General features: G+C 64.3%; 11 protein-coding genes and 1 pseudogene. 5 read left to right on the plus strand and 7 right to left on the minus strand.

What is annotated here, in order from left to right:
- Window positions 1-3 precede the first annotated feature (3 nt).
- Entirely contained in the window at window positions 4-1,317 is a 1,314-nt protein-coding gene (locus tag ACYVNQ_RS12760) for an oligosaccharide flippase family protein (protein WP_460902859.1), read from the plus strand.
- Window positions 1,280-2,395 carry a hypothetical protein gene (locus tag ACYVNQ_RS12765; protein ID WP_460902860.1) on the plus strand — a complete coding sequence of 372 codons (1,116 nt, stop codon included), beginning with the start codon at window positions 1,280-1,282 and terminating at the stop codon, window positions 2,393-2,395. The genes ACYVNQ_RS12760 and ACYVNQ_RS12765 overlap by 38 nt, the downstream gene beginning before the upstream one ends.
- A gap of 42 nt (window positions 2,396-2,437) precedes the next feature.
- On the opposite strand, the gene ACYVNQ_RS12770 is transcribed toward ACYVNQ_RS12765, so the two are convergent.
- Window positions 2,438-3,322, minus strand: a complete 885-nt coding sequence (locus ACYVNQ_RS12770; RefSeq protein WP_460902861.1) for a beta-xylosidase — start codon at window positions 3,320-3,322, stop codon at window positions 2,438-2,440.
- Window positions 3,323-3,608: 286 nt separating this feature from the next.
- Here ACYVNQ_RS12770 and ACYVNQ_RS12775 point away from each other — a divergent pair, with 286 nt between their 5' ends.
- Window positions 3,609-3,734, plus strand: a complete 126-nt coding sequence (locus ACYVNQ_RS12775) for a hypothetical protein (RefSeq protein ID WP_460902862.1) — start codon at window positions 3,609-3,611, stop codon at window positions 3,732-3,734.
- A 54-nt stretch (window positions 3,735-3,788) separates the two neighbouring features.
- On the opposite strand, the gene ACYVNQ_RS12780 is transcribed toward ACYVNQ_RS12775, so the two are convergent.
- The 3 genes from ACYVNQ_RS12780 to ACYVNQ_RS12790 form a co-directional block, all read right to left on the minus strand.
- Complete coding sequence (locus ACYVNQ_RS12780; RefSeq protein ID WP_460902863.1) at window positions 3,789-5,162, minus strand: undecaprenyl-phosphate glucose phosphotransferase; 1,374 nt, start codon at window positions 5,160-5,162, stop codon at window positions 3,789-3,791.
- Window positions 5,163-5,238: 76 nt separating this feature from the next.
- Window positions 5,239-6,126, minus strand: a complete 888-nt coding sequence (locus ACYVNQ_RS12785) for a helix-turn-helix domain-containing protein (protein ID WP_460902864.1) — start codon at window positions 6,124-6,126, stop codon at window positions 5,239-5,241.
- A gap of 265 nt (window positions 6,127-6,391) precedes the next feature.
- The gene (locus tag ACYVNQ_RS12790; protein ID WP_460902865.1) at window positions 6,392-7,339 is read right to left on the minus strand and encodes a LysR family transcriptional regulator; all 948 of its coding nucleotides are present in this window, start codon (window positions 7,337-7,339) and stop codon (window positions 6,392-6,394) included.
- Between the two features lie 232 nt (window positions 7,340-7,571).
- Here ACYVNQ_RS12790 and ACYVNQ_RS12795 point away from each other — a divergent pair, with 232 nt between their 5' ends.
- Together ACYVNQ_RS12795 and ACYVNQ_RS12800 are read left to right on the plus strand one after the other, a co-directional pair.
- Entirely contained in the window at window positions 7,572-8,612 is a 1,041-nt protein-coding gene (locus ACYVNQ_RS12795; RefSeq protein WP_460902866.1) for an aldo/keto reductase, read from the plus strand.
- Window positions 8,613-9,139: 527 nt separating this feature from the next.
- A complete protein-coding gene (locus ACYVNQ_RS12800) occupies window positions 9,140-10,129 on the plus strand; it encodes a peptidoglycan DD-metalloendopeptidase family protein (protein WP_460902867.1) in 990 nt (329 codons plus the stop codon).
- Window positions 10,130-10,265: 136 nt separating this feature from the next.
- Here the strand turns inward: ACYVNQ_RS12800 and ACYVNQ_RS12805 are convergent, their stop codons facing one another.
- The 3 genes and pseudogenes from ACYVNQ_RS12805 to prpB all read right to left on the minus strand — a co-directional run.
- Window positions 10,266-11,714, minus strand: a complete 1,449-nt coding sequence (locus tag ACYVNQ_RS12805; protein ID WP_460902868.1) for a bifunctional 2-methylcitrate dehydratase/aconitate hydratase — start codon at window positions 11,712-11,714, stop codon at window positions 10,266-10,268.
- A 77-nt stretch (window positions 11,715-11,791) separates the two neighbouring features.
- Complete coding sequence (prpC, locus tag ACYVNQ_RS12810; RefSeq protein WP_460902869.1) at window positions 11,792-12,961, minus strand: bifunctional 2-methylcitrate synthase/citrate synthase; 1,170 nt, start codon at window positions 12,959-12,961, stop codon at window positions 11,792-11,794.
- A 24-nt stretch (window positions 12,962-12,985) separates the two neighbouring features.
- A pseudogene (gene prpB / locus ACYVNQ_RS12815) lies at window positions 12,986-13,282 on the minus strand (methylisocitrate lyase); the annotation flags it as partial.

Below are 13,282 nucleotides of genomic sequence, written 5' to 3' on the forward strand. Positions count from 1 at the left end.
ACAATGCTGTTGCGGCTCTTGTTGCGTGTGGTGTCGCTGGGCGCGAAGTTTGCGCTGACGGTAGTGATTGCGCGCGCGCTCGGCTTCGCGGCGGTGGCGGATTATGGTCTCGCGGTGGCGGCGTCGGTGATTGCGTCGAAGGTGCTGGGGCTCGGTTTTTCGGCGGAGCTGAACCGGCGGCTTGCCGGGGCGCAACCTGGCGCGGCGATCGGCGATGCACGTGTGCTGCGGCGCGTATATGGCGTGGCCTATCTGCTGCTCGCGGCGGCCGGCTTCGCCGTGTGGCGCGGCGGCTGGCTGAACGCATTGCAAACCGCGGCGCCCGCGGTGCTCGGCGAAGTGGTGCTGGTGGCGCTGGCCGAACACTACGCGCTCGAAGCGAACTCGTACGTGTTTTCGTTGCATCGAACCCGCGCCGCCTCGCTGATGCTATTCGTGCGCACCGGCGCATGGGCTGCGCTCGCGATCGGCGGGCTGTGCAGCGGTGCGATCGACGATCTGCAGGCTGTCTTGTGGCTGTGGATTGGCGCCAACGCAGCGGTGATCGTGTGGGCGTGGCGCGTGATCGAAGCGGTGGCGCGCGTTCAGCGAGGGGCGGTTTCGGCAGCGCAGGCCTCAACCACAGCCTCAACCGCAGCCTCGCACCGCGCCCGCATGCGCGGCGTGTTCGCAGCCGGCGCGGCGTTCTACGTCGCCACTATCCTGTTGTCCGGCTTGCAGTATCTCGAGCGCTTCATCGCGGCGCCTTACCTGAGCAGCGACGCGCTTGGCCGCTACGTGTTCACGTGGGCCAGTGCCAATGCGGTGCAGACCATCGCCTATGCATCGCTGGTGGTCACGGCGGGGCCACGGCTGGCGAAGGCGGCCGTCAACGCTCCCGCGCACTTCAATGCGACGCTCAACGGTGCGTTGAAGTCCGCCGCCGCGCTGACACTCGGCTTGTCGCTGGTGATGCTCGCGTTGAGCGTGCCGCTGTTCAGCCTCGCGCATCAACCCGTCGATGCACAGGGATTGACCGTGCTGTCGATCCTGCTGGTGTCCTTCGTATTGCGTTCGATTGCGGATCTGCTGTGGGTGGCCGCCATCGCATTGATGCAGGGCAAGCGGGTCGCGCTCGGCATGGCGCTGCTGGCCGGTGTCGATGCGTTGGCCACGTGGTGGCTGGTCGTGCATGGCGGGATGCCCGGCGTGGCGCTCGCGCATCTATGTTCGAGTGTGCTGGTGGCCGGTTGGCTCGCGTGGGTCGTGCGCAGCAAGACGCCGGCGCGCCGCGGTTGCGATGCGCAAGCGTCACGCGGGGAGCGACGTGTTACGTAGCCTGTTGCTGGCCGGGCCGCGCTTGAGCCGCGGTGTGGTGCGCCTCGTGATCTGCGCAAGCGTGCTGCTGTACGCAGTGGTCTTCGCGAAGGCGTCCGCGTTGCTGCCTGAGTTCATCTTTCGCGACGCCGACAAGATCCAGGCGCAGATGTCCGGGTCGAGCACGTATGAAGGCTCGTCGTTCGATGCGGTCGCGAGCTTCTACGGGCTGTTCGGCCCGATGCTGCTGAACCTGCTGATCATGGCGGCAGGTGCGCTGTTCATGCGCATCATGTTGTCGCACGCCAACCGTTTCGGGCTGTGCGCGGCAGCAATGTTGCTGTGTCTGCCGTGCGTATTCTTCAACCTGTTCGTCGCGAGCAAGGACACGCTGGTCGTGGTGATGTCGCTGGCAATATTCTGGGCTGCGCGGCGGCGGCGCGCGTGGGTCGCGCCAGTCGTGGCGCTGGTTCTTTACGGCGGCTTTGCGCTGCTGGTGCGGCCGTACTTTCTGTTGATCGCGGTGCTGGCAGCCGGTGCGCTGCTGTTTCAGCATCTGTCGCTCCGCTGGAAGGCCGTGCTCGTGGTAGCCGTGGCTGGCAGTATTGCGCTGGCGCCGTCAGGCGTCTACTTCGCGCTGCTGCATCCGCGCGATATGGCGGTCGACTATCTCGTCTATCAGTCGCCGTTCGGCGCGCGGACCAGCTTCTACAATCCGCTGCCGCCGCTATCGTGGTTCGCGTTCTGCTACGACTATCTGTATGCGACCGCGCGTCTGAATCTGGCGTTGCTGTTCTCGCCCGGCGCCAAGGAATTCGCCATGCAACTGTTTGTCGTGCTCGCCGTGTGGCCCGCACTGCGTAGCTTCGCGCCGCGCGGCCGGCAACTGCCGTTCGCGTACCGGCTGTGCGCGTGCCTGGTGTTCGCGCACGTGTGCGTGTCGATGCTGTTCGAGCCGGATCTGGGTAGCTATATCCGTCATCTGTCGAGCGTTGCGTTGTTTTCGATGGCGCTGCTGCATGAGTGGTGCACCGGCGATGCCGCACGCGCGCGGCCGATGCAAAAAGCGGATCGCAAACCTGCTGCAGGCAGGACGTAGTACTCGCGGTTTGCGCCGCAGCCGCGCATGGAGGGATGCTGTCTAGCGTGCGCGTAGCGTCTGTCGCCATGTGTCCAGCGCGGGCTTCGGCCGGCTGGATGAATCGACAAGACCATAGCTGCGTTCGCGTGCATTCGTGCCGCTCGAGGTGTCTTTCCATTCGTAGATCGACACGAGCGGCGTTTGCGAATCCGTCAGCGTCGCGGCGAAATCACGCATGCGGCGCGCCTGGGCGCCGCTGCCTTGCAACAGCCCGGCGGAAGGCACGCCCCATTCGGTGATCACTGCCGGTATGCCGTGGCGCGTGCGGATCTCGTGCGCTGCGTCGCGGATTGCCGCAGGCGTCATGCCGTACGCGTGATAGGAAATCGCGTCGAGACACCCGGTGTTGCCATCCAGCACCGCGGTAAGCAGTGTGTCGGGCAACGTGCCGCGCAGCGGCGCCCTGGCAAAACCGAATCCGTACACCGGCACCTGATGCGGCTGCGCCGCGAGCCGCGCACAGGTGGCGCGCAAGGTCGGCGCGAAGGTCGCCAGCACATCGCCGGTCGGCCAGTATCTGGCGAGGTCCGGTTCGTTCCATAGCTCGATGGCGAGAATTTGCGCGGCGAATTCGCGCTCGACGTCAATCACCGCGTCGGCTAGCGCTGTGCCCGCCAATGCCAATGCGGCGTCGCGCGATTGGCCACGGGTGCCGATGGCGAGTGGTTGCGTCGAGCGTAGTGTGACCAGCACTGGCAACGCCGCACTGCGGGCTGCCGCGAAGGCGGCAAGCATGCGCTGGCGGTAGGCGGCGTTGCGCAGCGCGTTGGTCCAGATGCCGAACCGCACGAACGAGAAACCGGTTGCGCGGATCGCTTGCGCGTCGTCATAGGTGAACGTCTCGAGCTTCACCTGCACGCCGACCAGGGTCCGTTGTTGAGGCACGGCCGGAGCGTTCGAAGCGATCGAACTCTGCGCAACGTCGGCGGGGCTGGAAGGGGAGGCCGCTGTCGCCGGCGACGTGCACCATGCAGCGACTATCAGCAACGCAAGCGCATGGCGGCGCAGCCGCCCATTGCAAAAACACAGAGGCGGGGCGGTGCCACTCAGGCTTTGTGCATGCTTGCCAGGCGAAGCGAGCGGTGCATCGCTCGCCGACCCTGACGGCGGCCACATGCTACCCTGCTTCCGACCTACATCGAGCGAACCAGGCGGCAGGCGGAAGCGGGATATGAATAAAGGCATTTTCATCGGCATCGGCACGGTGGTACGCATGGCCTGCGGGCTCGTGCTGCTAACTGCGCTGCTCGTATGGAATGCGTTGCTGCAAGCGGGAGACGCGCTTCGCAAGCAGTAAAACAGGACGCCTACGCCGTATCGTCAACACACACTGCGATGCGGCGCAAACCCGTCAATACGCGCTCTGGCCCGCAAACCCCTTGAACACCGTCAGCGCGACGATCTTCAGATCGAGCCACAGCGTCCAGTGCTGGATATAGTGGATATCGAACATCACACGCGCGGCCATTTTCTCGACCCGCTCGGTTTCGCCGCGATAACCGTTCACCTGCGCCCAACCGGTGATGCCCGGCTTGATCCGATAGCGGTACATGTAATGCGCAACGAGGTTCTTGTAGTACTCGTCATGCTCGACCGCATGCGGACGCGGCCCAACCACCGACATATCGCCCTTCAGCACATTGATGAATTGCGGCAGTTCATCGAGGCTGGTGCTGCGCAGAAAACGCCCGATCCGCGTCACACGTGCATCGTTTTTACGTGCCTGGGTGACCGTGCCGGGCTGGTCGGCGCCCTTGTACATGCTGCGGAACTTGTAGATCGAGAACACTCGTCCGTTGATGCCTTTGCGCGATTGCCGGAACAACACCGGCCCAGGCGACGAGCATTTGACTGCCAAAGCGATTGCCGCAAAGAGCGGCGCGAGCGCGAGCAATGCGCACAGCGCAAAGCACCGGTCGAACACCGCTTTGGGCAGCACGCGCCAGCCTTGCTCCGGCGCGGCGACGAGATTGATCAGCGGCATACCCAGACAGTCGGCGATGCCGGACGCCAGCTGCGTCGAGCCGCACCACGCGGGCACGATGCGAATGTTCAGGAAGTCGTCGCGAAGCGCATCGAGCAGCGGCTCGACGCGCGCATGCCGCGGCGTTGCATCGACGATCCACAGTTCGCGAATGCGGTGCGCCCGCACCAGCTGCACGAACGACGCGAGTTCTTTTACCGCGGGAATCCCGTCGATCGACTGGTCGTGCTCGAGCGCCGGATCGAACAGCAGTTCGAGCGAGTAAGCCGAGTCGCGCTGCTCGGCAAAGCGCGCCGCCAGCGCAGCGCGTTCGGCGCCGGTCGCGACCAGCGCCACCGGCGTGCGGCAACAGCCGCGCCTGCGCAGCGCCCGCCGCAGCGCGTACGATAGATACCGTTGCACCACCAGCGCGAGGCCAACCGTCACCGCCCAGGTGGCGAAGGTCTTGCCACGCAGGCCGACATCCGGAAACCCTTGGGTACACAGATCGGCGATCAGTTGCGCGAGCAACCATGCGCACAGCGTGCGCGCGGCCGAGCGCGTCGCGGATTCGATGCCGCAACGGCGATACACGCCGCACAGATCGATGACGACCAGCCCCAGTGCTACGGCAAACAGCGGATACAGGTTGTCGAGCGACGAGCGCTCGAGGCTCGGCTCGACCAGCACCATACGTTGTGCGAGCCATGCACCGCACAGCATCAGCGTGAAATCGGCAATGCGCGAAACGGAAGAGAACATGATGATGCGGCGTGGAGTCGGCGAGTGAGGCGAATTGAAACGGTAGCGACGCAAGGCGGGCGAGCGCCGCGTGGTGTCAGACAGAGTGGTGCTGGGCGCGGATGCGATATTCGGTCGGCGAGATCTGCTTGATCTGGCGGAACAGCCGCGCCAGGCATTCGCCGCTCGTCAGGCCGCAGCGCCGCGCGATCTTGTCGACCGGCAGATCGCTGGCGACGAGCAGCGCGCACGCTCGGTCGACCCGCACCCGGCGCACATATTCGGACGGTTTCACGCCCATCTCCGCGCGAAAATGCCGCAAGTAAGAGCGCTCGCTCATGCTCGCGGTCTGCGCGGCGACGGTAACTGTGATCGGTTTGTCGCAATTGCGCGCGATCCAGCGTGCGCTGTCGCGGATCTTTTGCGCGATCGACAGATGCTCGAGCGCAGCGGGGCCCGGCAACACCGGGGCGGCTTCCGACAGTTGCGTCGCGACGCGGTACGCGAGGTCGGCGCCGAGATCGGCGCGCACGGTATCGAGCGCGGCCGCGACGGCGCCGTCGCCGAGCGTGCAAATCGAACCCAGATGGGCAGCGGCGGCGCGTAGCCACGCGGCGAACCGGGTATCGTGCGCGGCCTGCAGTGTTTGCGGCGCTGGTTGCATGTGCGGCATGTGCGGCGTTTGCGATGCCTGCAGGCCGCTGGCGACGAACAGCGCACGAAACGCGCACGGCTCGGCCAGCTGTTGCGTCAGCACGGCCACACGCGACGCACTATAGACATGTTCGCCATGCAACGACAGAAACACGGTCTGGTAGTACAGCGTACGAAGCTGCCCGGCGTGCAGGCGATTCGCCTTGTCGAATACGTCGGCGATGCGCGCGGCTTCGAGCAGCGGGAACTGATCGCAGACGACGATGCCGATGACATGCGGTGAGGCACCCGGCAGTGCGGCAGGACGCAGGGTGAATTCGACAAGGCTCATCTTGTTGCACTCCAAACTGACGGCGTGTGCGGCAATGCATGTGAGAAAACCTGCCGCATGCGCGCGGATTCTGAACCGTGCGGTTCTTCCCCCGTGCGTTGAGTTTAGAGCTTACCGAGCGAGCTTGCGATTCTCTATAAGAACAATCCGATTACGTCTTGAATCAATGCGTAAGTGTCGCAGTCAATCGATTGGGAACATACGCGACATTGTGAACAAACCTCGCTGAGTCCGAGTGCATGCGCATGTAGATGAGATTTTTCCGTTAGCGTTTTGATGACGGCATCTTCGTGCGGTGTCGCGGCTTGTCCGCTTGCGGGTAGGTCGTGCCGAGCAATTGCGCGAGCCAGTCGATCACGATACGCACACGCGGCGCGAGGTGGCGCCCTTGCGGAAACACGATCGACACCGGCACCGGCGGTGCTTTCCAGTCGGGCAACACCTGCACGAGCTGGCCGGCTTCGATCAGATGCTCCATGGTCGCGACCGGCGCTTGCGTGAGTCCGAGCCCCGCCAGACAGCAGCCAACATACGCATGCGCGCTGTTCACCGATACCGCGCTGCGCATGCTGATCGTGCGCGGTGTGCCCTCTTCGTCGAACTCCCAGTCGAGATCGCGGCCAGTGCGGTTCGAGAAAAAGCCAACCGCGACGTGATCGGCGAGATCGTCGAGCGAGCCCGGCACGCCATGACGCTCGAGATACGCCGGCGACGCGCACTGTACCTGTTCGAACAGGCCGACACGCCGCGCAACCAGCGACTGGTCGGTGAGCTCACCGATGCGCACTGCGCAGTCGACGCCGTCTTCGATCAGGTCGATCATCCGGTCGGTCGCACTCAGCACGATGCGGATGTCCGGATAACGCGCGAAGAAATCGGGCAGCGCGGGGATCACCGTGTACAGCGCAAGCCGCTCCGGCAGGTCGACCCGCACCGCGCCGCGCGGGCCGGCCGCGACGTCGGCGAACAGCGATTCGGCATCGTCGATGTCGGCGAGCACCTGCACGCAGCGCGCGTGATAAGCGGCGCCTTCGGGCGTCAGCGCAACGCGCCGCGTCGTACGTTGCAACAGCCGCACGCGCAGATGCTCTTCCAGATACTGGATCGCATTGCTGACGCTCGGGCGCGGCAATTGCATCTGCTCGGCGGCCTTGGTGAAGCTGCCGAGTTGCGCGACGCGCACGAACACTCTGATCGCCTGCAAATGATCCATCCGCGAGACTCCCGATAAGCGGCATGCGATGACGCCCGGAGAAGCGAGCGATACGCAGCGCTGGATTGTTAGCGAAGCTCAAACAAACTGATCGGGCGCCGTGCGTTTATCGCTACGCGTTCGCTGGGCACAATGCGTTTCGAGCTACCCGTACTGCGAATCAACCCGACGCGTTGCGCGGTATGCACCAGCCGCAACGCGCACAGCCATCAACTTCTGATCGGAGCACCACATGAACACCCGTCGACTGGGCCGGCAAGGCCCGCCAGTTTCCGCCATCGGCCTTGGCTGCATGGGCATGTCCGACTTCTACGGGCCGGCCGATCGCGACGAAAGCATTGCCACGCTGCACGCCGCGCTGGACGCCGGCATCACGTTGCTCGACACCGGCGATTTCTACGGCATGGGCGACAACGAAATGCTGATTCGCGATGCGCTGCGTGGCCGCCAGCGCGACCAGGTGATCGTGAGCGTGAAGTTCGGCGCATTGCGCGATCCGGCCGGCGGCTGGGGCGGCTACGATGCGCGGCCGGCCGCGATCCGCAACTTCGTGACTTATTCGCTGCGCCGGCTCGGCACAGACTATATCGACATTTACCGCCCCGCGCGCATCGACCCGAACGTGCCGATCGAAGAGACGGCGGGTGCGATCGCCGATCTGGTGAAGGCGGGCTATGTGCGGCACCTGGGGTTGTCCGAGGCCGGCGCCGACACGATCCGGCGCGCGCATGCGGTGACACCGGTAGCCGATCTGCAGATCGAATATTCGCTGATGTCGCGTGGCATCGAACACAGCATCCTGCCGGTTTGCCGCGAACTTGGTATTGGCATCAGCGCGTATGGCGTGCTGTCGCGTGGGCTGCTGAGCGGCAAATGGACGAAGGCGCGCGACCAGCAGGGGCAACAGCAGGGTCGACAACTGGGCCAGACGCAACGCGATTTCCGCAGCGTCAGCCCGCGCTTCCAGGGCGAAAACCTCGAGCGCAACCTGGCGCTGGTCGAGACCTTGCGCGAAGTGGCGGCCGCGCGCGGCAGCAATCCGGCGCAGCTGGCGCTCGCATGGGCCTTGTCGCGCGGCGACGATATCGTGCCGCTGATCGGCGCACGGCGGCGCGAGCAGCTGGCCGACGCGCTGGCGGCGGCGCAATTGCGGCTCGACGCCGCGGAGCTCGCGCGGATCGAGGCCGCGGTGCCGCCCGATGCGGTAGCCGGGGAGCGCTATGCGCCGGCGCAGATGGAACATCTGGACAGCGAGCGGCCGGCCGGGCACTGAGTTCGGACAACGCCCGCTTCGGCGGAAGACCGGGTCGTCGATCCACAAGCGGTTGCGGGTTTGATGACGACAGGGCAAGCAGTGAGGGCCGCCACGGCATCGCGTCGTGGCGGCCTTTTTGCGCTCGATGATCGGGTAGCGGACACGGTGCGACGGCCGCCAGAAGGCACGGTGCGCTGCGCGTGCATTACATTGCGCCGACAGCGCCGCCCGCGTTATGCGTCTTAAGTTTTTTCCGGATTTGCCGTTAGGAAGACAAGGGTGCAGCGCGCCTGTTTGCGACACGCCACGCGATACGGTGCCGGCCTGTGCAATATGCCAGTTAAATTTGTATCCAAGTGTTCGGCATTGCCCTGTTTCATGCCGTGCACGCTTTACAATTCAGCATGAATTTAACCGCCAATCTGGCCCTTTTGACGAAGGATCGCTGTGCGTTTCGCGGCTTCGTCATATCGGGCGGGCAGGGCCGGTGGTCCGCAGGGCATGGTCCCGGGCGCCGGGGATGCTGAAGCACATGGAGTCTATGGATGTCGAAACGTCGCTTCGACAAGAAGGTGGTGAGTCTCGCGGTCTGGTCGCTGGCAATCGTGCTGGCGGGTTGCGCGAATCTCGAACAGCAGGATGCCGCTGCGGATCACAACGCGCCGGCGGCATTGGGTACGCCGGCACAAGCGGCTGCGCCCGCATCCGATACCATCGTTGTCGCGCAAAGCGCGCCGCCGCCTGTCGCGGCAAAGCCAGCCAGACCGGTGAAGCCGGCGCCGCCCGCTACCTATAAGGTTCGGCGCGGCGATACGCTGCAGCGCATTGCGCGCAGCCACAACATCACGGTTAAACAACTGCAGGCCTGGAACCGGCTGAAGTCGTCGGCGCATGTGAAGCCCGGACGGACGCTCGTCGTGTCGTCGCCGGACGCGGCGCGGAATGCGGCAGCGGCGGCGGCGGCCCAGGCTGCGACTGCCGCTGCACCGGCGGAATCGGCAGCACCGGCGGAATCGTCCGCCACATCGGCCACCTCGGCCTCGTCGGCCGTCTCCACACAGGCTTCTGTTTCATCGCCGTCCGCTGACGCAACGCCGCCGGCAGATGCGCCCGGCCCGGACGAAGTGCGTGAGGTTCACGCGGCGCTGGCACGGCATGCGAATGGCGTGGCGCTGGCCTGGCCCGCGCAAGGCAGCGTCGTCGAGGGCTTCCAGGCGGGCGAGACGCGCGGCATCGAAATCGGCGGCAAGCCCGGCGACCCGGTGCGCGCGGCGGCCGATGGCAAGGTGATGTACGCCGGCACCGGCCTGAACGAGTACGGCAGCCTGATCATCGTCCAGCACAACAAGGACTTCCTGACCGCGTATTCGCACAACCGCAAGCTGATGGTCAAGATGGGCGACATCGTGCGCAAGGGCCAGCAGATCGCCGAGATGGGCAGCGAAAACAATTCGCGCGTGTCGCTTGGCTTCGAGGTGCGGCGCGACGGCAAGCCGGTCGATCCAATGCCTTATCTGCCGCGGCCGCGGGGGTAAGCGCAGCGGCGCTCGTGAATGGTTGAAGAAGGGTGGTCGCCGCCGCGTATCCGATGAACGGCTCGCGCGCAGCGATGTTCACAAAGACAATGGGCCCGCTGCGACTTGCAGCGGGCCCATTGCGTTGCGGCCGGGCTCAGATCACATACAGATCGACGTATTCATTCACCGGCATCGCTTCTAGCTTTGCCTGATCCAGCGACACATCGAGAATCGCTTGTTGTTGTTTCACCGGGAAGCGGCGCGCGAGGTTGGTCTTGAACTTCGCTACCAGCAGCGGGATGCCGTCGGTACGGCGGCGCTTGTGGCCGATCGGGTATTCGACGACCACTTCGTCGAACTTCGTGCCGTCGGTGAATTCCACCGTCAGCGCGTTGGCGATCGAACGCTGCTCCGGGTTGTGATAATCCTTCGTGAACTGCGGGTCTTCGACGCATTCCATCTTCGCGCGCAGGGCGTCGATGCGCGGGTCTTGGGCGATTGCGTCTTCGTAATCGGCTGCGGTCAGACGGCCGTGAATCAGCGGCACTGCGATCATGTACTGGATGCAGTGGTCGCGGTCGGCCGGGTTGTTCAGCGGACCCTTCTTGTCGATGATGCGGATCGCCGCTTCGTGCGTGCGGATCGTGATCTTCGCGATATCTTCGACGCGCTTGCCTTTGGCTGCGAGTTGCTGGTGCAGTGTCATCGCCGCTTCCACCGCAGTCTGCGAGTGGAACTCGGCCGGGAACGAGATCTTGAACAGCACGTTTTCCATCACGTACGAGCCGTACGGGCGCTGGAATTTGAACTCGTTGCCTTTGAAGAGGACGTCGTAGAAGCCCCACGTCTTCGCGGTTAGCACCGACGGATAGCCCATTTCGCCGGTCTTCGCGATCAGCGCGAGACGCACTGCGCGCGAGGTCGCATCGCCTGCGGCCCACGATTTGCGCGAGCCGGTGTTCGGCGCATGGCGATACGTGCGCAGCGAATGTCCATCGACAAACGCGAGCGACACCGCGTTGATCAGTTCGTCGCGCGTGAGCCCGATCAGCTGACCGACCACCGCGGTCGACGCGAGCTTGACCAGCAGCACATGGTCGAGGCCCACCTTGTTGAACGAGTTTTCCAGCGCGATACAGCCTTGAATTTCGTGCGCCTTGATCATGCCGATCAGGACGTCTTTCATCGTCAGCGGCTTTTTGCCGGTGGCGATGGCGTTGCGCGACAGCCAGTCGGCGGTGGCCAGAATGCCGCCGAGGTTATCCGACGGATGGCCCCATTCGGCAGCGAGCCACGTGTCGTTGAAATCGAGCCAGCGGATCATCGTGCCGATATTGAACGCGGCCTGCACGGGATCCAGCTGGAATTGCGTGCCCGGCACCTTCGCGCCGTTAGGTACGATCGTGCCCGGCACGATCGGCCCCATCAGCTTGGTGCAGGCGGGGTAGGTCAGGGCCTCGAGCCCGCAGCCGAGCGTGTCGATCAGGCAATTGCGGGCCGTCTCCAGCGCGAGCGCGCTGTCGATTTTGTAGTTCAGCACGTAATCGACGATATCGACGAGAACTTTGTCCGGATCGGGGCGGACGTTGGAGATAGCGCTCATATAGGGTTCAGTGATGGAAAGTGTCGCGCGCCGCAAGTGTGGCGCGCCATGCAATAAGGCCGTAGTTGCTGCGGCGGTTACGTCCGCTTCGCGAGCGCCACGAACTTTAAATTCTCAGGACCGGTGTAATTCGCACTCGGCCGGATGATCTTGTTATCGATGCGTTGCTCGATGATGTGGGCGCTCCAGCCTGCCGTGCGCGAGATCACGAACAGCGGCGTAAACATCGCTGTTGGGACGCCGAGCATGTGGTACGACACCGCGCTGAACCAGTCGAGATTGGGGAACATTTTCTTCGCGTCCCACATCACCGTTTCGAGGCGCTCGGCGATGTCGAACAGCTTCGTGTTGCCCGCTTCCTTCGACAGTTTCTTTGCGACTTCCTTGATCACCTTGTTGCGCGGGTCGGAGATCGTGTAGACCGGGTGACCGAAACCGATTACCACTTCCTTGTTTTCGACGCGCTTGCGGATGTCGGCTTCGGCTTCGTCCGGGCTCTGGTAGCGGGTCTGGATTTCGAACGCAGCTTCGTTGGCGCCGCCGTGCTTCGGGCCGCGCAACGCGCCGATCGCGCCGGTGATCGCCGAGTAGATGTCCGAGCCCGTGCCCGCGATTACGCGGCCGGTGAACGTCGATGCGTTGAATTCATGTTCCGCGTACAGGTTCAGCGACACGTGCATCGCATCGATCCATGACTTCGACGGCGCCGTGCCATGCAGCAGATGCAGGAAGTGGGCGCCGATCGAATCGTCGTCGGTTTCGACCTCGATGCGTTTGCCGTTGTGCGAGTAGTGGTACCAGTACAGCAGCATCGAGCCGAGCGAGGCCATCAGGCGGTCGGCGATGTCGCGGGCGCCGGCTACGCTGTGGTCTTCCCGTTCGGGCAGCACGGTGCCGAGTGCTGACACGCCGGTGCGCATCACGTCCATCGGATGCGCCGCGGCGGGGATCCATTCGAGCATGGCCTTCACGTTCGCGGGCAGGCCGCGCAGCGCCTTCAGCTTCGCTTTATACGCAGTGAGCTCGGCGATGTTCGGCAGCTTGTCGTGCACCAGCAGATACGCGATCTCCTCGAACTCGCAGGTGCTGGCGATATCGAGAATGTCGTAACCGCGGTAGTGCAGGTCGTTGCCGGTGCGGCCCACCGTGCACAGCGCGGTGTTGCCTGCTGTCACGCCTGACAGCGCGACGGATTTTTTGGGTTTGAATGCGCCGCTCGTCGACGCCGTGTTGTCTGCTTCACTCATCGTTGATTCCTCTGGCTGCGAAATTCACTTGCTGGAGAACAGATCGTCGAGCTTCTGCTCGTACGCGTAGTAACCGATGCTTTCGTACAGTTCCGCACGCGTCTGCATCGTGTCGACCACGGCCTGCTGCGTGCCGTCGCGGCGGATCGTGCGGTACACGTTTTCCGCGGCCTTGTTCATCGCGCGGAACGCGGACAGCGGGTACAGCACCAGCGACACATCGGCGCTCGCCAGTTCATCGACGGTGAACAGCGGCGTCGAGCCGAATTCGGTGATGTTCGCGAGCACCGGCACCTTCACGGCGTCGACGAACTGGCGGTA

It is taken from the genome of Paraburkholderia jirisanensis, from assembly GCF_054782355.1.